Annotated in this window: 15 protein-coding genes and 1 pseudogene; 13 read left to right on the forward strand and 3 right to left on the reverse strand. The window is 44.1% G+C overall.

Annotated elements, in window-relative coordinates:
- The first annotated feature begins 2 nt into the window (after window positions 1-2).
- Entirely contained in the window at window positions 3-674 is a 672-nt protein-coding gene (locus ACP2WE_RS00950) for a response regulator transcription factor (protein ID WP_425213733.1), read from the forward strand.
- Between the two features lie 120 nt (window positions 675-794).
- A complete protein-coding gene (locus ACP2WE_RS00955; RefSeq protein ID WP_425213734.1) occupies window positions 795-1,358 on the forward strand; it encodes a hypothetical protein in 564 nt (187 codons plus the stop codon).
- A gap of 432 nt (window positions 1,359-1,790) precedes the next feature.
- Here the strand turns inward: ACP2WE_RS00955 and ACP2WE_RS00960 are convergent.
- A pseudogene (locus tag ACP2WE_RS00960) lies at window positions 1,791-2,039 on the reverse strand (IS4 family transposase); the annotation flags it as partial.
- A gap of 307 nt (window positions 2,040-2,346) precedes the next feature.
- On the opposite strand from ACP2WE_RS00960, the gene ACP2WE_RS00965 reads away from it, so the two are divergent.
- Window positions 2,347-3,447: a 2OG-Fe(II) oxygenase gene (locus ACP2WE_RS00965; protein WP_425213735.1), complete on the forward strand. Its 1,101-nt coding sequence runs from the start codon at window positions 2,347-2,349 to the stop codon at window positions 3,445-3,447.
- Window positions 3,448-3,547: 100 nt separating this feature from the next.
- Window positions 3,548-5,170 carry an ATP-binding protein gene (locus ACP2WE_RS00970; RefSeq protein WP_425213736.1) on the forward strand — a complete coding sequence of 541 codons (1,623 nt, stop codon included), beginning with the start codon at window positions 3,548-3,550 and terminating at the stop codon, window positions 5,168-5,170.
- 61 nt (window positions 5,171-5,231) lie between these two features.
- Here the strand turns inward: ACP2WE_RS00970 and ACP2WE_RS00975 are convergent, their stop codons facing one another.
- Window positions 5,232-6,506, reverse strand: coding sequence for a late competence development ComFB family protein (locus tag ACP2WE_RS00975; protein WP_425213737.1), 1,275 nt, complete (start codon window positions 6,504-6,506; stop codon window positions 5,232-5,234).
- 622 nt (window positions 6,507-7,128) lie between these two features.
- On the opposite strand from ACP2WE_RS00975, the gene recG reads away from it, so the two are divergent.
- The 8 genes from recG to ACP2WE_RS01015 all read left to right on the forward strand — a co-directional run bounded on the left by recG (window position 7,129) and on the right by ACP2WE_RS01015 (window position 18,466).
- Window positions 7,129-9,642: an ATP-dependent DNA helicase RecG gene (recG, locus tag ACP2WE_RS00980; protein ID WP_425213738.1), complete on the forward strand. Its 2,514-nt coding sequence runs from the start codon at window positions 7,129-7,131 to the stop codon at window positions 9,640-9,642.
- A 452-nt stretch (window positions 9,643-10,094) separates the two neighbouring features.
- Entirely contained in the window at window positions 10,095-11,069 is a 975-nt protein-coding gene (locus ACP2WE_RS00985; protein ID WP_425213739.1) for a sodium-dependent bicarbonate transport family permease, read from the forward strand.
- A 4-nt stretch (window positions 11,070-11,073) separates the two neighbouring features.
- Entirely contained in the window at window positions 11,074-11,388 is a 315-nt protein-coding gene (locus tag ACP2WE_RS00990; RefSeq protein ID WP_425213740.1) for a P-II family nitrogen regulator, read from the forward strand.
- Between the two features lie 343 nt (window positions 11,389-11,731).
- Window positions 11,732-12,829, forward strand: a complete 1,098-nt coding sequence (locus ACP2WE_RS00995) for a hypothetical protein (protein ID WP_425213741.1) — start codon at window positions 11,732-11,734, stop codon at window positions 12,827-12,829.
- 464 nt (window positions 12,830-13,293) lie between these two features.
- Window positions 13,294-15,399, forward strand: a complete 2,106-nt coding sequence (locus tag ACP2WE_RS01000; protein ID WP_425213742.1) for a bifunctional diguanylate cyclase/phosphodiesterase — start codon at window positions 13,294-13,296, stop codon at window positions 15,397-15,399.
- A 131-nt stretch (window positions 15,400-15,530) separates the two neighbouring features.
- The gene (locus tag ACP2WE_RS01005) at window positions 15,531-16,895 is read left to right on the forward strand and encodes a DUF2330 domain-containing protein (RefSeq protein ID WP_425213743.1); all 1,365 of its coding nucleotides are present in this window, start codon (window positions 15,531-15,533) and stop codon (window positions 16,893-16,895) included.
- Window positions 16,896-17,196: 301 nt separating this feature from the next.
- Window positions 17,197-17,706, forward strand: a complete 510-nt coding sequence (locus ACP2WE_RS01010) for a methyltransferase family protein (protein WP_425213744.1) — start codon at window positions 17,197-17,199, stop codon at window positions 17,704-17,706.
- 157 nt (window positions 17,707-17,863) lie between these two features.
- Window positions 17,864-18,466 carry a pentapeptide repeat-containing protein gene (locus ACP2WE_RS01015; RefSeq protein ID WP_425213745.1) on the forward strand — a complete coding sequence of 201 codons (603 nt, stop codon included), beginning with the start codon at window positions 17,864-17,866 and terminating at the stop codon, window positions 18,464-18,466.
- Window positions 18,467-18,471: 5 nt separating this feature from the next.
- Here the strand turns inward: ACP2WE_RS01015 and ACP2WE_RS01020 are convergent, their stop codons facing one another.
- Window positions 18,472-18,756, reverse strand: a complete 285-nt coding sequence (locus ACP2WE_RS01020) for a hypothetical protein (protein ID WP_425213746.1) — start codon at window positions 18,754-18,756, stop codon at window positions 18,472-18,474.
- Between the two features lie 921 nt (window positions 18,757-19,677).
- Between ACP2WE_RS01020 and ACP2WE_RS01025 the strand changes: the two genes are divergently transcribed.
- Window positions 19,678-22,432 (forward strand): CHAT domain-containing tetratricopeptide repeat protein (locus ACP2WE_RS01025; RefSeq protein WP_425213888.1); only part of this gene is annotated, 2,755 nt, incomplete at its 3' end.
- Window positions 22,433-22,444 lie beyond the last annotated feature (12 nt).

Here is a 22,444-nt window from a genome sequence, read left to right on the forward strand (position 1 = left end):
TTATGCCTCATATATTGATTGCTGAAGATGAGACAAGAATTTCTGCTTTTATTGAAAAAGGATTGCGATCGCATGGCTTTACCACCAGTGTTGCCCAAAATGCTAACGCCGCACTTCAGTTAATTCAATATGGTGAATGCGATTTATTGCTATTAGATCTAGGACTACCTAGCAAAGATGGGCTTGATGTTTTAGAAGAATTACGTGGTCAAGGAGTAAATTTACCAATTATTATTCTGACTGCAAGAAATGACATTGAAGACAAGGTTGCAGGATTAGAGAGTGGTGCAGATGACTACATGACCAAGCCTTTCCAGTTTGCCGAATTATTAGCTCGCGTACGGTTACGTCTTAAGAAAAATAACAACCATCACAATGATGAAACGACGCAACTGGTAGCTGGGCATATTACATTAGATTTACGGACTCGCAAGGCTTGTAGCGGCTCTCAAGAAATTGAACTACCTGGACGGGAATTTAACTTAGCGGAAACGTTCTTTCAGCACCCAGGTCAAGTGCTGAGCCGCGCCCAATTATTAGATCGTGTCTGGGGCTACGACTACGATCCTAGCTCCAATATTGTTGATGTATATGTGGGTTATCTACGCAAAAAGCTGGGTAATGATGTAATTGAGACGATTAGAGGAGTAGGCTACCGCCTCAGTATTTCCTAAGAAATCTCTCATGCAATTCTTAAACTACCTTCACGAACAATCCTTATTGTACAAATTGTTGAAGTTAAGAACTTCACTTATCCCAATCAGCAATTTTATTCAATCAGGATAGTTCTACAGATGAAAAAATCACATTTTACAGCGATCGCCTTGTTAACCTTTACTGGGCTGAATCTTCCCGCATCTCCTAGCATCGCTGAAGAAATTTCTTGTCAAGGAACCTTGGGAGCAATTACCGTTGATAACGTCAAAGTGCCTTCTGGTAAAACTTGCACCCTCTTTCGTACTCGTGTGCAAGGAACCGTTATAGTTGAGTCTAATGCCACATTGAATGCGCGAGGTGCGCGTATCATTGGTAATGTCCAAGGCGAAAATGCTGCTGCTGTCAACGTTTTGGCTAACTCAACAGTGGGTGGCAGTGTTCAAGTAAAGCAAGGTATTGCCGCTACCGTTTCTGCATCAGCTATTAATGGCGATGTACAATTTGACTCCAATCGTGGGGCGTTAGTAGCCAACAACAATCGCATTGGCGGTAGTTTGCAAGCATTTCAAAACACTGGTGGTCTTCGCATTTACACCAATCGCATTAATGGCAATTTGCAATGCAAAGAAAACCGACCTTTTCCTCTAGGTGGTGGCAATATTGTCCAAGGTAGCAAAGAAGATCAGTGTTCTGCGCTATAAGTTTAATGTACACGACTTGGTAGGTTAGCGATCAAAAACAAGGCTAAAAGCCAGTATTTACGCGAACATTAGGGTTTTAACTCCAAGCTGAAACCCTTATAGCGTCAGGTTTTCAAAATAACCCTCCAAGTCGTGTAATGTAACAATACCTTCGCCAAATCAAAGGGTATCTGCAAACGAAGGAATAGAGTGGATAGCCCCTAAGTTAGCAACTTTGGTAAAAATAGATGCCAATAAAATAGGGTCTGATTTTTGCGGAAGTAATTTCAGGACTTCCTGCACATACTTGAATCCACGAAACCCTGCCTTCAAATCTAAAATACTTATACCAATTTCTCTTGAAATTGCGACAGATCGGGTTTTGTGTTCCGCGCGGAGCGCGGTCTTTTCAAAAAGATGCGTTGCATCACTTTTTGAAAATGGTATTAACTCCTGATTGGCATGGCGAAAATCTTGTAAGAGATGGTGAGAGAGACTCACTATAAAAAGCGATAAATTAGCGGCCTTGGTGACACCTACTTCAGAGGTTTACATAAAATCTTCCAACCCCCCAAACTGCTTGGCATCACGGAAGTTAAATTCAATCTGAAAACGTAGAGAGTAATAGTCAATCAGCTTTTGGTAGGAGAGTTCGAGGTGATTGCAGAATAAAATAACATGGGCTTTGGCTTGAGTACTAATACCAATTTAATTGGTGAAAGCAACAGATAGGAAATTCAAAACACTGTAATTCCTAAGGACATGCTAGATCTGTTACCATCGGTCTTTAAATTGGTATAAGTTTAGTTTTGAGCAAGATCGCAATATTTAACGGGTGAGCAAATTTCTGATGCAGAGCTTGCACCTGATAAACATCGGTTTGAACCCCATCAGTGAACCAGATGGCTATTGCCCATCTTTCCAATACTGACACCTAAATAACTGCCAACTGTTAACTATCAACTGTCAACTAACTGATATATTGCTGTGAGTATCGATCGCCATTGTCATGAGTACAAAGAAGACTACCCCTCCACCTAAATCTATCCACGAACCCGATCTAGTCAAGGTTGAGAACTTGGTACGGCAGCTTGATGCAGTTCAACATATTGCTGACTCTGGTTATTGGTTAACAACTGAAGAATTAAGTTTGCTTCTAGGGCTAGATAGTGCGACTACGGCATCCTTTATTTACAAGAAAGAATCTTATTGTTTTGCATGGCGAAACTTTAATTGCACCCTGATGAGCCGTCAGGATAAGTTGAGTTTTTGGAGCATTCGATCGCAAGCTTCCCAAACCCTAGCGTTCCAAAATCTAAGTTCTCTAGAAGTGGAGAGAGCGCGCACCCAAATCCCATCATCAGAAAATCTGGTGATTTTACCAAGCCATCTCCAAAACCCCTCATCTCACACACAGCCTCGACAAAATCAGGCAATTCAGGCATCCCAACACAATGGTTCGGCATCATTGGCTCAAGCTTCTAACAGCCAGCACCACGAATCGGAAGAATCTGAAAGTGGAATTATTCCCTCTGTCTATGCCCAAATTGATAACTTGCTGACATGGAACCAATTACGGCAGCTCTTTAAATATGTAATCGATCAAGAACCTAACTTTGTACCTACGACAAACTCAGCCAACGATCCATTCTATCGGCGATCGATGTATCTCTTCTCATTCCCAGAGTTTGCCAATCTAATGATCGATCGCGTGCGGTCGATTATGCCTCACATTATCAGCCATTTGGAGATTCAAAATTTCACGGTTGGAGATATCGAGGCACAATTAACGGCTCATAACGATGGCAACTACTACAAACTTCATAACGACAATGGTAGTCCAGACTGTGCGAATCGAGAGCTAACCTATGTCTATTACTTTCACCGCGAGCCTAAAGCCTTTTCTGGAGGGGAATTGGTGATTTATGATAGTGTAATTAAAGATGGTTATTTAGTGGGGGCAAAGTCATTTAAAACCATACAACCGCGCAACAATACGATTGTATTTTTCCCAAGCCGTTGTATGCATGAAGTGCTACCTGTTGTTTGTCCCTCAAAGGCTTTTGCTGATAGCCGTTTTACGATCAACGGTTGGGTGCGACATCGTTGAAGATAGAAGTTCTGCAATCGTTTTATGCAATGAATGTAAAACAGGAATTCTTCTTACAAAAGAAGCTTGTGATGCCCCGATCGTGCTTACAACTTGAGAGATGATGACTAATGTATTCACAGTAATTTTGATTGCTCTTGGTGGCATCATCATGTTTCTCTCCATTTGGGAAACCAAGAGAATTCTCTCGTTATTAAAAGAAAATAAGTATCAAAAGGTTTGGCAAATCTTGCGATCGCTCATGGTTTTCTTTTTGCTCGGCTATATGGGGGTATTGGGCTTATTTGCGTTAAATATCACATCGTTTGTTTTAATCTTGACGGGTTTGATTTTCTTCTTTGGTGCTTTGTTTGTTTATGTGGTCGTCAAAACGGGTTTTTTGACCATTCAAGAGCTTTTAAATACGAATATCCTGAGGTTAGAACTGCAACAGGCAAAAGAAACTGCGGAAGCGATCGCGCGCGTCAAGTCAGAATTTATGGCAAGGATGAGCCATGAAATTCGCACGCCGATTCATGGCGTAATGGGTATGGCACATTTGCTCCAAGATACCCATCTCAATCACGAACAACAGGAATTTGTGGAAACGCTTCAGCTTAGCAGTAACAGTTTACTTGCCCTTGTGAATGATATTTTGGATTTCTCTAAAATCGAAGTTGGCAAGCTATCTTTACATATCCAAAAATTTGATTTACAAAGCTGTATTACCGAGACGATCGCATTGCTAGAGCCTAAAGCAAAAGAGAAAGACTTGGATCTCAAAGCCTACATTGATACGGAAGTACCTCAAGTAATTGAGACAGATCTTGCACGATTTCGTCAAATATTAATGAATTTAATTAGTAATGCGATTAAGTTTACGCGATCGGGAAAAGTATCGCTCTCGGTAAAGATTCATACCCCAAATCAGCTTTTATTTGCTGTCAGAGATACTGGTATTGGTATTCCTACTGAAAAGATAGAATACCTCTTTAAGCCCTTTTCTCAAGTGGATATGTCAGCAACGCGGCAGTTTGGTGGAACAGGCTTGGGTTTGGTAATTTGTAAGCGGCTGATAGAAATGATGGGGGGCGAAATTTGGGTAGAGAGCGAGACTCAAAAAGGAACTACCTTCTCGTTTACAATTCCTACGAAACTGCTACAGTCAACCATAAAAGCTAAAAACCATTCTAGCTATGCTCAAGAATTCTCAACAAAAGGCTCATCATCCTATATTGTAGAATCATTGAACGATCTCGAAATTTCGAATATTCATAAGGTCTCAAAAGACGTGTCAATTGAACAAGATAACTCAACTCAAAAAGTTAATCCCGAGCCATCACTTCTTGAGAAAGGAGATTTGTCTGAATATTCCTCCATTAAAATTCTCATTGCTGAAGATAATCCCGTAAACCAAAAGGTAATCGCACGTTTATTAAAGAAATTTGGCTATGATGCAGATATTGCGGCAAATGGCTTAGAAGTTTTGGATGCTGTAGAAAAGCAGATTTACGATCTAATTTTTATGGATGTGCAGATGCCAGAAATGGACGGACTAGAAGCAACGCGTCAGCTTGTCCAAAAGTGGTCATCCGATCGGCGACCTAAAATTGTGGCACTAACGGCAAATGCTCTTGAAGGCGATCGCGAGATATGTCTTGCTTCAGGCATGGATGACTATATTAGTAAACCATTTCAGCCCGAGCAATTAGAACAGGCAATTAATCGATGGGTGAGAAAATAGTTGTTAGTTGGGAGAAGGTTAGAGCAGGTTCAATTTATGAACTGATAACCGATAACATCTCTTACATAATTCCATCGGCTGCCATTTCATCTCTGGTATAGGTCAAGGGCGCTTCTAATAAATACGAAGATAATTCTATATAAGCAACAGAGGGAAACAGCCTTAACGTACTTCTGCCTAGAGCTTGAGAGTGTTCGGCAAGCATCCAAAAAGACTCCTTTGTATTGGCTTGAATCAGCAGTACTTCACCTTCTTCACTTTGAACCAAAAAGATATCGGCATCACCAGGTTTTAAATACATTTCTCGATAAATCTGCCCTAGCATTCTCCAGCGTTGCCGCCAATTGCTACCTCTCATTGTAGATTGTTCGAAGGCTTCTTCGAGTAAACGTGGGAGATTTCGCCATGTAATATCATCCCGCTGGAAAATCTGCCTTAGTTCGGTGAGTGCCTGTTCTCGCTCTTCCTCAAATTTGAGAATTGGAATGGGAGAAACCAAACGTCGAGGGGTTTTACTCAGCGTCATCAAGGCTTGAATTACGGTTGAAGCAATCTGATTGGACATTTCCTGCTTTGCCCTTTGAGTTTGGCGTTCTACACCATTCTCAGTGGTAGCATACATAGCAGGTAAGCGATTAAGCGCATAGGCAGCGACATCATCAATCTCGACATGTCTTGCTAAAACCGAACTCATACGATGGGTTTGATCTTGCGCAACCTGTATGACCAATTTTTCTAAGATATTTGTAAATACACAATTGGTCATCAGCATGTAGGATTCAAACTCCTTCATGTCCATAGGGTCTTCAAGCATAACGGCAGCATCTTGAAAACTTCTACGCGAATCATTGCCTGATTTTGTCCGCTGTAAATAGCCTTTAATTTCTTTGACCCGAGAGCGATCGGAAATGCTCATGTAACCATACTCTGATGAGGATTTTGACTCATCAAAAGTCTTTTGCACCATATTGGCAACATCTTTCCATTTCATGTCACTCTTACCCAATAGCTTTTGTAATTTTGCCAAGGCATGGGCAGGACTATCGAGGTCATCCACAGATATGGGTGTAGAGCGCCGTAGGGGATCGCGCCGTACGTTTAGCATTGCATGTTGTACGGAACTAACAATTTGGGGTTTTAGCTCAATATTGGCACGCTTACGTTGTTGCAACCAGCCTCGACTGGTACTAGCGTACAGGGGAGGTAAGCGATTGAGGGCATAGGCAACCACTTCGCTCAAATCAATCTGTTCTCTGACGACACTACCTAGGCGTTTGAGTTGTTCTTTTGCCTCAAACACCACAATGTCCTCAATTGCATTTTTGAGGCTTGCCATATCCCTACCATAGAATAGCTTTCACAGGTGTTTGCGAAAACGTGAGTGATAACTTATCGCTTTTATTACTGTTTTAGTCCCAGCCATTTTGCTGAACTTTTTGCTGAACTTGTGATGTTTATATAGCTGTTACGCCTATAACGCAAGTCCACTTACGTTTTACAGTCAATTATTTACCTATAAGAACTGTTCTGCCTAGCTTAGTCAATTTAGCTAAATCGATCGAGTTCAGGTTGAAGTTTTAATTATGAAACAAGTTTTAAATATTTTAAGACTATACAGAGAACCTGCAATGAATTGCAGGCTGCAAGCTTAAATCCTTTGAAACAAGTTGATTAGAAGATATTCTTAGTCAGTTTTAAATGACTTGAGCTTTGAGCCAAGAACTTAAGCTCTTGGTGTTGGTTATGTAAGCCTTAAACATATACATTCTAATTGTAGTTTAAACTCCCTAATATTTATAGTAGAAAAAGTTTAGTGTTATATAACTGATACAACTCATATTTTAAACTTATTTTTTGAACAATCTTTTTAGAAATTATTATAACTAAGCAGGAATTCAGACTCATCGAATTTCAGGTATGTTAGAACTTAGCCTTAGCCTGCCCACGATGATAAACCGATGGAGTCCTCTACTTCGCAACTCGATATTAATCGACTTCAACAAGCCTTAACTATTGAGGCAGAGAGGGGGTTTGTGAATTTGCAGGGCAGGCAGTATTTATTTGCCGACTTTCTGAGCCTCAGTTTAGGGCAAAATTTGCCTCCCGTTTGGGACAGTAGCGATCGCTTACAAGCGCAAACCCTATCAAACCAATATGCAAAATATGCATCGCTCCCAGTACCACAACGGCAACATTTGGTAGCAGAAACAAGACGGTTACTTTACGATGTCCGCCGTCGAGAAATTTCCGCAGCAAGTGCGCCACAACTTACCAAAAAGCCTAAGACTGAAATTTTAGTCAAACAAACTACAAAGCAAACTTCAGCAAGATCGAATTCGACACAAACTGGCACAACTGCACCCAAACCACTCAGCCTAGATCTAAACCTGCAATATCTTGAAGGCATTGGCCCGAAAGTAGCGGAGAAACTGACAAGGTTAGATCTCTATACCGTCGAAGATGTGCTGAATTATTATCCGCGCGATCATATTGACTATGCTCGCCAGATCGAGATTCGCAACCTCAATGACGGGGAAACAGTCACGGTAATTGGCACAATTCATCGTTATAGCTGTTTTACCAGTCCTAAAAATCCTAATTTGACGATTGTAGAAATTATTTTGCGCGATCGCACGGGGCAAATTAAACTTAATCGGTTTTGGGCTGGCAAGCGCTATAGCAATCGCGGCTGGCAAGAGCAGCAAAAACGTCTGTATCCCCAAGGTGCGACAGTCGCTGCCTCGGGCGTGGTAAAGCGCGGCAAGTATGGACTGACCCTAGAGGACTTTGACCTCGAAGTGCTCGATCACAGCCAAGATCGGATCGAGTCCAATACGATCGGTCGGGTTGTGCCCGTCTATCCCCTCACCGAAGGCATTAGCCCCGAATTGATTCGGCGCGTGGTGATTCAGTGCTTGCCGATCGCCCATAAAATCCCCGATTCGATTCCTGAGAAACTGCGCAAAGACTATCAACTGATCGGTTTAGCAGAAGCGATCGCCCAAGTCCATTACCCCGATGACAGTGAAAAACTAGAGGCAGCGATCGTGCGTCTGACCTTTGACAAATATTTCTATCGGCGGTTGGTGTCGCTATATCGACGCAATCAGCAAAAAGCAATTCAGTTTGTGCCGCGCAGCCATTTAATTGAGAAATTAGAAGCAATTTTGCCATTTCAGCTAACAGGGGCGCAAAATCGCTCGATCGCCGAGATTCGAGCAGATTTGCAGGGAACTACACCTATGAACCGCCTCGTTCAAGGCGATGTCGGTTCGGGGAAGACCATTGTGGCAGTTTATGCTTTACTCGCTGCGATCGAATCGGGCTATCAGGCAGCCCTGATGGCTCCGACGGAAGTTTTGGCAGAGCAACATTACCGTAAAATTGTGGAATGGTTCAATTTGCTCTATATTCCCGTCGAGCTGTTGACAGGTTCGACCAGAACCGCAAAGCGACGAGAGACGCTCAGTCAGTTAGAAACGGGGGAATTACCCTTAATTATTGGTACTCATGCTTTGATTCAAGACACAGTAAACTTTTGTCGCTTGGGGCTAGCGGTAATTGACGAACAGCATCGGTTTGGTAGAGATCAGCGATCGCGGCTCCTGCAAAAAGGCGAAGATCCCCATGTTCTAATCATGACAGCGACGCCGATTCCACGCACGCTCTATTTAACCAACTCGGAAATAGAAGTGAGCATTATTGATGAATTACCGCCTGGACGGAAGCCCATTCAAACAACCCTGCTCAAACCCTCACAGCGTAAAGATGCCTATGAGTTGATGCGGCGCGAAATCGCCCAAGGAAGACAGGTCTACATTGTATTTCCCTTGGTAGAAGAATCAGACAAAATGGAAGATGTTAAGGCTGCCATTCAAGAACGCGAACATCTGCAATCTGTGGTTTTCCCTAACTTTAAGATTGGCTTGCTGCATGGGCAAATGACCTCAAGCGAAAAGGATGAAGCAATTAATCAGTTTCGCCGTTCTGAAACCGAGATTCTTGTCGCTACTACAGTTGTAGAGGTGGGGGTTGATATTCCCAATGCTTCAGTCATGTTGATCGAACATGCCGATCGCTTTGGCTTGGCACAATTGCACCAGTTGCGCGGAAGGGTGGGCAGGGGAGCGGCTCAGTCCTATTGTCTGCTGATGAGTAACGCCAAATCAGAGGTGGCTCTAGAACGATTGAAGGTCTTGGAACAATCGCAGGATGGCTTTTTTATTGCGGAACGCGATTTTCAACTGCGCGGTAAGGGCAAAGATGAAGGCACGGAGCAGTCGGGACATGCAGGATTCTCGATCGAAGATCGGCTCAGTGACGAAGCCAAGCGCCTAGAGCTTTATCAGATTGCTAGAGAGGCAGCCGAGCGGTTGATCAAAAAAGACTGCACCCTAGAATCTTTCCCGCAGCTTAAAGCCGAATTCGATCATCATTACCAACGGCTGCAAGGTGGCGCAATTTTTACCTAGAAATTCTACTCGCCCGTCAACAGATTCGTTAATGGGTATACGGAATCTAGAAAGCTATTTGATCTGAGTTCGGGTTAAAGATTTCGGAACAAATCAAGCCGACTTGCTGGAACCGAGAGGTTTGATCCCCCTGCCCTATCGGGCATCCCCCTTGAAAAAGGGGGACAAGTGAATTCTCCCCCCTTTTTTCAAGGGGGGCTAGGGAGGATCCTTGGGATGTATAGCGTTTCAGGTTTTCTTATCCCGAACTGACGTTATTTGTTTTTTTGAGGGGGTAAAAACCCTCAAAATTTTTTTGACAGAACGTTGCATCATTGCCCGATCTTTACAATGCTTGAGGATTCATTGACATTAGGTAGCGATACGCGATACATCATGTTGCAGCCGTTGCTTTTTTTTATGATGCGAATTTCTATAAATTTTCAGGTCTTGCTATATGAGGAGGAGTGGACATGGATGCCAGTTTAATTGTATCCAACATTCTAAACCCCGCTATTCTGTTTTTCTTTTTAGGAATGAGCGCTGTTTTTGTTAAGTCCGATCTTGAAATTCCCGTCCCCATCCCCAAACTTCTCTCGCTTTATCTCCTGTTTGCGATCGGATTTAAAGGCGGTGTAGAACTGATCAAAAGTGGCATCACGCAGGAAGTTGTCCTCACGCTTTTTGCGGCAATGTTGATGTCCGTGTTTGTGCCAATTTACACCTTTTTTATTCTGAGGATCAAGCTAGATTCCTATGATGCGGCTGCGATCGCGGCAACCTATGGCTCGATTAGCGCTGTTACCTTTATCACAGCGAGTGCTTTTCTCTCTGAGCTTGGTATTGCCTTTGATGGCTATATGGTAGCGGCGCTAGCTCTGATGGAATCACCCGCAATTATTATCGGTTTAATTCTTGTAAGTGTATTTACGACAGAGAAAGGCGAAAAGAAGGAGTTTGCTTGGTCTGAGGTGTTGAGAGAGGCTTTTCTGAACAGTTCGGTTTTTCTCCTAGTTGGTAGCCTTTTGATCGGCGTTTTGACTGGTGAACATGGCTGGAAAGTTTTGGAACCATTTACCCAGGGAATGTTTTACGGCGTTCTCACCTTCTTTCTGTTGGATATGGGTTTGGTAGCAGCAAAAAGAATTAAGGACTTGCAAAAAACAGGTGTTTTTCTGATCTCCTTTGCGATCTTGATTCCAATTCTGAATGCAGCCATTGGATTGTTGATTGCTAAGTTGATTGGGATGCCGCAGGGAAATGCCCTTTTGTTTGCGGTTTTATGTGCCAGTGCTTCTTATATTGCTGTACCAGCGGCAATGCGGATGACTGTTCCCGAGGCAAATCCGAGTCTATATATTTCAACTGCTTTAGCAGTAACTTTCCCATTCAACATTATTGTAGGAATCCCACTCTATTTATATGGAATTGAATTATTCTGGAGATAACTATATGCATCTTGTCAAAAAAATAGAAATTATTGCCAATTCCTTTGAAACCAATAAAATCTTAGATGGTTTAGATCAGTCAGGCGTTCACGGTCATGCTGTAATTCACAATGTGACTGGCAAGGGACTGCGAGGAGAAGCGACGGAAGATTTAGACACGTTGATGGGCGAGAACGTTTACATCATTGCCTTTTGTATGCCTGAACTTCTTAAGCCCGTAGTGGAGCATATTAGACCCATTCTAAATAAATTTGGTGGAACCTGTTACATCTCCGATGTCATGGAGATTCGTTCTCTAAAATGTGTGGCATCACTATAAGTAAATTCCCCAAGAAAGCATAGCGGTTTTCTGTTGACTAAGAGCGTGTTTGAGAAGTCCAGTATCTCGTATAAATTTCTACTTTTACCCCCCTTAATCCCCCTTGCAAAGGGGGATTAAGGGGGGTAAGAACTTCTCAAGCACGCTCTAAGCGCAGTTCAAACCTTACTGAAAAGTAATTTAGAACGACTTTTTATTGCCTCTGACATGAAAATCGCTATCGTTTTTCCCTCTTAAAGTCGGTATAGCAATCCTAGATGAGTTGTATTAATTTGTCGTATAGGCATCATACCTGCACAGGCTTGAAGTCCATACGCAAACAATTAAGAAGCGCTATAAACCTATGAAGAAATTTCTTATAGCCTTAATTACAGCCTTAGTGTGGTTAGATGTTCAGACCTTACCAATCTGGGCAGAGGTTCGCCGTTTACCCACTGATGAAGAACTACAGAGACTAACTGTAGATCTCAGGAGGACGTCACCACCATTTCGAGATCGCCGATCGCCCAGTCAAAGGCTACAGCTCAGTACTTTTATGCAAACCTGGTCGCAAATTGACCCAGCCGTTGCAAATTTCCTAGGTAGCTGGGTTGGGTGGGAGGAATACCTTGCCATCTACCCCTCAACCGTAAAGAACCAAGTTTGTATTGTTTTTGGGGGCAGTGGTGCGGATGGTTCTGGGGATGGTGGTAGTTATTTAGACTTTAGGCTGGGAAAAATATCTAATGGTCGGATCGTTACGGATGACAACTTAGTCATTATCCGACAGGGACATAGTTTGGGAATTGCCCAAATCGTCCAAACCTTCGAAACTCAGCAACCTGTGATGAATCCTTATTTCTTTCCCAGAGGTTTGACGCACCCAACACACCTTGGTACTGGTCAACCTGCTAAAGAGTTGTTTCAACTATTCGAAAAATTCGATCGCGCAGGCTGCACTGCCAGTCTCCCCGACACCAGTTCTGAGAGTTGTGCCTTATGGGAACAGTTCAAACTACCTGTGGGGCGAGGCTACCCTACTCCCGCCTTTCATAGTTTGCCTGAGGGATTTAAGCAGGGATGCGTTCTATTTCGGAATAGTTTATACGGACAAAATCCCATCGAAGTTGCCTACATTTTAAAGGATGGGACAAAACCAAATGCCATGATTACCGACGGTAAGATTGTTAATCATACGGGCGTGCCAAGCTTTAAAAAAGATCGCTATGAATACTTAGATCGACTTACTAAAAAGGGCCTGGCACTCAGAATTACTTGGCAAACCCCCACCAGTTTGGGAACGATCTCGAAAGTCAGATCGATGCCACAAAATCATTCCGTGTTACTGGAAGATGGAAGCGTTTGCTTCCGCACGGTTTGTATGCAATCTGGCGCTGTATCCGATCGCACCTTAATGCAAATTCTCAATTTGGGAAGCGGGCTTTGGCAGATCGAGCCTTAAATCGCTCGTTTCATTTTCATCCCAATTTCAATTAGATTTGCGTTAGCTAGAACTAGTCAAAATCTTTCCTAAAATAAAGGTATTTTTTATATAGAACTTTCACAATCTTTATGAGAATCGTAGTTAAAGCAATATAGAGAGATATATTGCAAGAAATCTGCCATATAATTACTTAAAAATCACCAAAAAACATAATCAATCGCGAAAAACAAGAAATTCTAACACTGTTGTTTGACTTGCCTAACTGTTCTCTTTAATGTCTATGAGTTACACATTTATGTGTGGATTTTTATTCTGACGATAAACTAGAAAACATATATTATATGCTTCTCACCTTGATGACTTCGTTACTCAATAGAAGGTCTTGGGATTATAGGGGCTTATGGACATCAAGAATATGGGTCGGGGATCTGTAGGAATAAGAGATTTTTGCAAAATAACTATGAGTAGCTGGGGGATTGATAATGAATGAAGGATTCTATAACCATCTCAACATGGTGCTTGAGCATATTCAAAAAATAAGGGAGAGTCCCAATCTATCAACTCAGTTTCAAGAATCTTTGTATGCCATGAAACGCAGTTGCGATCGCCTCTCCGAACAGTTCAATCGTACTATCCATATTATTCAGGCGCTAGAACAACAGGTGGAAACCCTACAGCAAGAAAAAGCCGATCTCCTCCATACCCTCCATGCAAATATCGCTCCACCATCTCAAGAGTCCCCTGATATCGATACCCTCTTAGCAGTACTATCGAGCCAGATGCGACAGTCTATGGATGTAGTGGAGTCGCTTGAAATCGCCGCACTGGGAGTTCGGCAAATATTTAAAGCCGATCAAGTGATTGTCTACCGTTTTACCCCTGGCTGGAGCGAACTTATCTCGTTTGAATCTGTTGCATCAGAACAATGGTCGCTTTTAGGACAACCACTTCCACCCATATATTATGATTTAGATTGGTTAAAAGCTTATCAAAATGGCTTGAGCAAATCGATTGATGACATCCAAAACACCCAACTCAAATCTAGTTTTGCCGAGTCTTTAAAGAACATTCAGGTTCGATCTACTGCCGTTGTCGCGATTCCTAAGGGCAAAAGCCTGTGGGGGTTAGTGATCGTACATCAATGCTCGGCTGTACGCAAGTGGCAACCATGGGAACTAGAGTTTTTAGAACGACTAGCTATTCGATTTGCGATCGACATTCACCAAGTATCTCTGCTTGAGACCTTTCAGACAGTCTTACAAGAGCGTCAAAATGCTGAAACTCGGCTTTTACACACCACACTCCATGATACTTTGACTGGATTGCCCAATCGTGCAGGCTTTATGGAATGCCTTAGCAATATTATGGCTAGTGTAGAGAGTGGGACATCCTCTTCCTTTGCGATTCTCTTTCTCGATTGCGATCGCTTTAAATCTGTGAATGATAGTCTTGGTTATTCCCTTGGCGATCGCCTGCTAGTGATGATTTCAGAACGCTTGCTACGTTGCTTACGAGCTGGTGACGTTGTTTCTCGTTTTAGTGGCGATGAATTTGTCATTCTTTTAGAAGAAGCCGAGAGCAGTACGGCAAGGCAAGTTGTTGAAGCAATTATGGCGGAACTTAAGTTACCATATAGCCTTGACGATCGCATTGTGTTTTCCTCTGCAAGCATTGGTGTTGTCTTTCACAACACAAGCTATACCTCTGCGGAAGAAATCCTACGAGATGCCGATCTTGCCATGTATCATGCCAAAAAATGGAATCGCGGTCAATACTCCATCTTCCATCCAGATATGCGCTTGGGTGCCTTGACGCGATTGCAGTTAGAAGAGGATTTAAGAAAAGCCGTAGAACGGCAGGAATTTCAACTACACTATCAACCCATCGTATCTGTGGTGAATAATCAAACCATAGGGTTTGAAGCGCTTTTACGCTGGTCTCACCCATCTCGTGGTTTTGTCTCGCCCCTCGAATTTCTTGGTATTGCCGAAGAAACGGGTTTAATCATTCCCATTGGCAAGTGGGTGCTCTATGAAGCCTGCCACCAACTGCGGCGATGGCAGGAGGAATTTCCCACAGCATCCCCTCTCTATGTCAGTGTCAATGTTTCGCCTTTACAGGTCAGTCAAGATGATTTTATCGATCGAGTCATACAAGTTCTCCAAGATACAGGCGTTCAGTCTAACTGCTTGAAGATCGAAATTACGGAAACAGTGTTGATGGAAAATCTAGAGGCATCACGGTTAAAGCTAGAAAGCCTGCGTAACAATGGTATAGAAGTTTATATTGATGACTTTGGTACGGGGTATTCTTCTTTTAGTTACTTGCAAAATCTTCCCATTGATGTGCTTAAGATAGATCGCGCCTTCATTAAAGAACTCACGAAAGATGAAAAAACCCAGCGCATCGTTCAGACAATCTTACGACTGGCTAACGGTATGGGCATTGGCATCGTGGCAGAAGGCGTGGAAACAGCCGAACAACTTGAGTGTTTTACCCAAATGGGCAACCAATCTGTACAGGGTTACTACATTTCCAAACCGCTAGAGAGTTCAGCAGCAAATAACTGGATTCGCTCGACACTTTGAGATCCTAAGTTTCGATTCCCGATTGAGTTGGCGATCGCACTCAGTTTTAGGTGTGTTACCAAAAATGCAACAGCGACTGTCCGATCGAAAGTGGAGGGCTATACTTAAGCACGAAACTCATCAGCTCGGCTATGAAATTACTGCGAATTCTGCTCAGCTTTGCTCTGGTCTGTCTCTTACTCTTTGGTTCTCCGATCGCAGCCTTTGCCTTTTGCGGCTTTTACGTGGCTAAAGCCGATGCCTCGCTCTATAACAAAGCCTCGCAAGTCGTCATTGCCCGCGATGACAAGCGCACGATTCTAACGATGGCAAACGACTATCAGGGCGAACTCAAGGATTTTGCCCTCGTTGTGCCCGTACCTGTTCTGTTAGAAAAAGAGCAGGTACATATTGGCGATCGCAAGATTATCGAGCGACTGGATGCCTTTAGTGCCCCTCGATTGGTGGAATATTTCGATTCCGATCCCTGTGCCCAATATTTTTACGATCTCGAATCTAAAAATAAACCCACACAAGCCTCCATGGACTCAGGAGGAGCTAGACTAAGACTGCAAGAATTAGGCGTAACGGTAGAGGCGCAGTTCACAGTTGGGGAATATGACATTCTTATCCTCGGTGCGAAGGAGTCTGACGGATTGGAAACTTGGCTGAGTGAAAATGGCTATCGCATTCCCCCAGGGGCGAGCGAACTGTTGCAACCCTACATTCGCCAAAATATGAAATTCTTTGTAGCCAAGGTAAATCTGGGCGAACAACAAAAAACGGGACTACAGTACCTGCGACCCTTGATGATGGCATATGAGTCGCCTAAGTTTATGCTGCCAATTCGTTTGGGGATGGTGAACGCTTCAGGCGATCAGGACTTACTGGTTTACATTCTCTCGCCCAAAGGTCAGGCAGAGGTGATTAATTACCGCACAGTTAAGGTTCCTTCGGATGCCGAGATTCCAGTTTACGTAAAACAAAAGTTTCCCGATTTTTACAAGGCAATGTTCAAAACCGCCTACAATCGCGAAGATCGGAAAGTTGCTTTTATGGAATATGCTTGGGACATGTCAAGCTGCGATCCCTGCTCGGCTGAGCCTCTTTCACAGGAGGAATTGAAAAAAGCTGGTGTGTTTTGGCTTGACACCCCAAGTGCTAACAATGGAGTTCCCACTTTTCGATCGAGAAGACCGCAGCAAACTTCCGATCGCGTATTTATTACCCGCCTTCACGTTCGCTATTCTAGAGACAAGTTTCCTGAGGATCTAATTTTTAAGGAAACTTCTAATAACGAATTCTTTCAAGGTCGCTATATTCTGCGCCACCCCTTTGAAGGAGCGGCTGCTTGCGAAGCAGGGAAGCAATATAAGCAGGCTTTACCCGCACGTTTCGAGCAAGAAGCCCAGACCTTGGTCAAGCTGACAGGATGGAATCTCTGGGAAATTCGCCGCAAGATGAATATCTCACCCGTCACCCAAGAAATTCCCTTCTGGCGCAGAATTTGGCATTAAAGAAAGGCAGAGCAAACAGCAGAAGGGGCAATTCATGAATTGCCCCTTCTGCTGTTTTGGCGTGGTGGGGGATGCTAATAGATCGGCAAATGGGGGTGCGGCCTGTCCCAGATCCCTTTGGTTATACCATTTTCAAAAAATGATGCAACGCATCTTTTCAAAAAGACCGCGCTCTGCGCGGAACACAAAATCCGATCTGTCGCAAATTCAAGAGAAATTGGTATTAGTATTTTCTTGATAGCGATTGGGCGGGTGTTATTGGTAGCATAAAGAATGAAAGGCTTATTCTAATGGATGACCTATGAAACTACTATCAGATATGGGCTTTACGGGTGATTGGTGGCGTGGTTCGCGCGGTGAATATTGGGTAATTGCTCAGATAATTTTATTCATCGTTTTCGCGGTCTTACCCACTTACCGACCGAGCATCGTTGATGACGCACCTGTTTGGCAATATACCAGTTGGAGCTTGACGACAGCGTTTGGGCTTTGGGCAATACTTTTGCTAGGGCGATCGCTTTTCGATCTAGGGCAAAATCTGACACCGTTACCGCATCCTAGAGAGGATGGACAACTCGTGCAAACGGGTATCTATGCTATGGTCAGGCATCCTTTATACAGCAGCGTTGTCTTTTTGGCGTTAACCTATGCCAGTTGGCAAATGAGTGTCGTGCATGGTCTGGGCGCGATCGCTTTGCTGTTATTTTTTGATGCGAAGGCAAACAAAGAAGAAGTTTGGCTTACTGAAAAATTTCCCGATTATGTCAACTATCGTTCTGCAGTTAAAAAGTTGATTCCTTGGATTTACTGATGATAAGCAGTTTTAATGAGATCTAAAAATGTGTCGCGAAAACTGTGTAAGGGGCGAGTATCTAATTGGTGTTAGGTTTGTAATATATAAAACTCTACGCAATTTTTTGCGGTTGGGATGAAAAGATAGTCTTAGTGCGCTAGTGGGATACTTACTTATGGACATCCAAGATCTCCAACAAAAGTTGGACAAGCATAAGCAATGGTTGGAAACAGATGGTAAAGAGGGCGAAAGGTTTAGTGCTTTTGTCGCCAATCTCAGTAAAGCCAATCTGATCGGCGCTAATCTCAACCAGACCAATCTGATCGGAGCCAATCTCCATAAGACCAATCTGATCGGAGCCAATCTGATTGCAGCCAACTTATTTAAAGCGAATCTCAGTCGCGCGAATCTATATAAAGCTAACCTCACTGGCGCTAACCTCAGTGGTGCCAACCTCAGTAACGCAAATCTGATGGGTGCAGTACTAATCGAAGCCAATCTCAGTGGAAGTAACCTCAGTTTTGCCAATCTTAGAGATGCTAACCTCAGTAACGCAAATCTAAAAGAAGCCGATTTTTTTGTCGCAAATCTCTGCGATGCCACCCTTAAAGGAGCTGATTTTAGCGATACCAACTTTAGAGAAGCCAACCTTGAAGGATCTGACTTTGAAGGAGCCGATCTATCGTCTGCGAATCTCGCTGAAGCGAAGCTCGATCGCGCAAATCTATGTAATGCTACGATGCCCAGCAAAAATATTGAAGATGATTGCTGGGACTAGCGATTTCAGATTGGAGCAAGTCCAGTACAAAAAATCGGAGGTTTGTTGGGTAATTTTGGCTTCGCTCGCCTATCATGTCCTAATGTGGCAGCATGGTGTGGATTCTGTTTGCATTTCTGAGCGAATGTACTTTCAAGTATAAAGGTTTGGTCGAGAGAAGAAGTGAATTGGGCTGCACATTTGACCACTTGTTTGCTGGCAATGTTGCGTTCACGTTCAAATTCTCTAGCAAGTTCAAGCTCTCCGTCAAAAGCGCGATCAAGCAAGAATGCGAGTAAAGTAATATTCACGAAGAGTGTAAAGCTTGTGCGGAAAGTTTACCAATCTTGATCTCTCTTCTTGGGATTTCTTATCTATCCACTGTAAAAAGAGCTGTATTTTCTCTTCTTTCGCCCATATACGCTTGATCTTCTCTTTCATTAAGTCATACCAATTTCTCTTGAAATTGCGACAGATCGGGTTTTGTGTTCCGCGCGGAGCGCGGTCTTTTCAAAAAGATGTGTTGCATCACTTTTTGAAAATGGTATCAAGTAAATGATCTGCTTTCGGCGCTATCCCGACAGTAAGCAGAAACACTTCACGCCAGCGATTATCAGTAATATGACCAACTAGATTTCCTAGTGATATTTGAAGCTTATTTGGATCTTAAGGTGAATTCGGGTTAAGGACTTCGGAACAAAGCAAGCCAACTTGCTGGAACCGAGGGGTTTGCTCCCCCTGCCCGATAGGGCATCCCCCTTGCAAAAGGGGACAAGTGAGTTCTCCCCCCTTTTTTCAAGGGGGGCTGGGGGGGATCCGTGGGATGCATAAGGCGTTTCAGGTTTTCTTATCCCGAACCGGCGTTTTTTAGGGCATTCCATGTCAGATCCGACGGTCGGTTAAACTGAAAGCAGAAATATTGTAGTGGTGCTATGTCTGTCATTCAGATTCGGGAAAAAGAGCAAATTGAAGATGGCTTTACTGTAACCCTGAGTATTGACGGGCAGGATTATGGCGATGCGATCGCGATTCTCGCACCCTTTGCGGCGGAGCCTCAGAAAGAAGCCGATCTGGGTTGGTATTTTGAGGAATGGCTGCGAATGCCCTTGGTAGATTTGGTCAGGGCGCAGTCGGCAGCAGAGAGCGTGCGCGAGTATGGCGTGAGTTTGTTCGAGCAGGTGTTTCGCGATCGCAAGGCCTACAATGCCTACGATCGCCTGCTGTCCAATCTGATGAATTTGCAAATTGAGATTATTGGCGCATCGCCAGAGTTTCAGGCTTGGCACTGGGAGGCACTCTGCGATCCTGAGTTGCCGCGTCCGTTTGCGGTGGACTGTGGGCTCGTGCGGAAATATACGCGCCCCACTACGATGCCCGCACAGGTGAAACCCTCGCCTGTGGTGAATGTACTGCTGGTCGTGGCGCGTCCCGACGAAGAGGATGATGTTGGCTATCGCACGATTTCGCGCACGTTGGTGGAACTGGTTGATTCGGCACAATTGCGGATAAATGTGGAGATTTTGCGTCCCGCCACGTACAAAGCTTTGGTGGAGCGTTTGACAGAGCGGGGTGCGGGTTACTATCACATTCTACATTTTGACGGACATGGGGCATTGCTGACCTACGCCGATTACAAAATGGGGCTGAAGCGCAATCGCTATCTCTATCAGCGCGGCTATGGCTTGGGCGATTTGGTTGAATATGCGGGGAGTAAGGCGTTTTTATTTTTTGATGGCGACAAAAAGGGACAGGCTGTGCCCGTGGAGGCGACGGATTTGGCGGGGTTGCTGACAGGGAAGCAGATTCCTGTCTGCATTCTCAATGCTTGTCAGTCGGCGAAGCAGTTGAGCTGTACCACCGAATGTGCTAACGAAACCAGTCTGGGCAGTCAGTTGATGGCGGCGGGAATGCAGGCGGTCGTAGCGATGGGCTACTCGGTGACAACGGTGGCAGCGAAGTTGTTCATGCGGCGGCTCTATGAGGAGTTGTTTGCTAATCGGGATTTCTATCGCGCCGTGCGTATGGGGAGGCAAGAACTGTTTCACGATAAGCAGCGACGGGGATATTTTAATACGGCAATTACCTTAGAAGATAGGCTGCTGCCCGTAGTCTATGCCAGCGATGCCGTCGATCTAAATTTATGCGAATTTACCCCTGCGGAGGAGGAGCAATATTACGAACGGCTGGGCAGTCTCTATCGGTTTGAGCCACCCAACTATGGCTTTGTGGGACGAGATCTAGAAATTCTCAAAATCGAGAAGGCGTTGCTGAAGTCAAATGCGTTGCTGTTGCGGGGTATGGGCGGCACGGGTAAGACGACGCTGCTCAACTATTTACGCCAGTGGTGGGTTACGACAAATTTCGCCAAGGATGCGTTTTATTTCGGCTATGACGAGAAGGCGTGGACGCTGGAGCAAATTATTTTTGAGATTGGCAAGCAGGTCTATGACAGGTTCGAGCAAGCCAAGTTTGCCGCGATGAATTTGGTGGCGCAGTTGGCAAAGCTGGGGCAAAAGCTGAAATCTGAGAACTACGTGTTGATGCTGGACAATCTGGAGTCGGTGACGGGGCAACAGTTGGCGATCGCGAATACGCTGAACGAGTCGGAGCAGAAAAAATTGCGCGACTTTTTGCGGCAGTTGGTGGGCGGTAAAACCAAGGTGGTACTGGGCTCGCGCAGTGGGGAGGAATGGCTGAAGGATGTGTTTAAGAGCAATATCTACGGCTTACAGGGTCTAGATTTAGAAGCGAGAACGCTCTTGGCGGATCGGATTTTAGAGCAGCATGTCGCCCCAGAACGGATCGAGTCAGTACGGGCAGATGAGGATTTTAAGCGGTTAATGAAGGTGCTGGCGGGGTATCCCTTGGCGATGGAGGTGGTGCTGGCAAATCTAAAGCGACAAACGCCGAAACAGATTTTAACGGCATTGCAAGCGGCGGATATCGATCTGGACAAAGGCAGCGATAAGGATGGTGAGGATAAGACTTCGAGCATTCTCAAATGCGTGGAATATTCCCATAGCAATCTCTCGGAGTCAGCCCAAAAGTTACTGCTTTGCCTCGCGCCTTTTAGTGGATTTATCCGTCGTGATGTGATTCATTCATATGCGGCAGAGTTGCAGAAGTTAGAACCCTTTCAAGATTACGATTTTACGAATTTTGATGATGCGATTCAAGAAGCGATGAATTGGGGATTGCTTTCTCCAATGGCTGAAGGCGATCGATTGTTAACGATTCAACCAGTGTTTCCCTACTTTTTGCAAGTTCGACTAAGTGGAGTAGAAGCTACAACCCGCGAAGCGCTAAGCGAAGGTTTTAAAAATCACTATCTCGGCTTGGCAGGTTATTACAACAATTTGATGGAGTCCAAAACCCCGCAGGAAAAACAACTAGGCACTTCCTTTTGCCGTCTGGAATACGAAAATCTCTACTCGGCACTACAAATCTCCATTGAGAAGCAAGAAAGCATCAGCATTTACTTCTGCCTTGCTAAATATTTTAGAGTTGTCAGCGATGTCGAAAGTGGATTAAAAATCGCTGAATCAGTAAATCAAGCTTTAGAAAAGTATCCCTCAGAGCTTATTGAAGGTGAATTAGAATATGAAAATTTTTGTGTACTTGATTTGCTCGCATATGGCTATCTGTATACTAAGCAATTCGATAGCGCAAAAGGAAGTTATGAGAAAAATCTGCAAATCCTAAAATATATTCAGTCTTTAGACAAAAGGCAAAACGGATTAGTTCAAGCAAGCACCTATCACCAGTTGGGTATAGTCGCGCAAGAGTTGCGGCAATGGGATGAAGCGAAACAGAACTATCTCAAAGCGCTGGAAATTAATGTGGAATTTGGCGATCGCTATTCTCAGTCAGTAACTTATATAGGTTTGGGATCAGTCGCTCAAGCGTTGCGGCAATGGGAAGAGGCAAAAGCGAACTACCTCAAAGCGCTGGAAATTGATGTGGAATTTAGCGATCGCTATTCTCAGGNAAGTACCTATC

Origin of the sequence: Tumidithrix helvetica PCC 7403, from assembly GCF_965232925.1 — a bacterium.
Lineage (GTDB): Bacteria > Cyanobacteriota > Cyanobacteriia > Pseudanabaenales > Pseudanabaenaceae > Tumidithrix > Tumidithrix helvetica.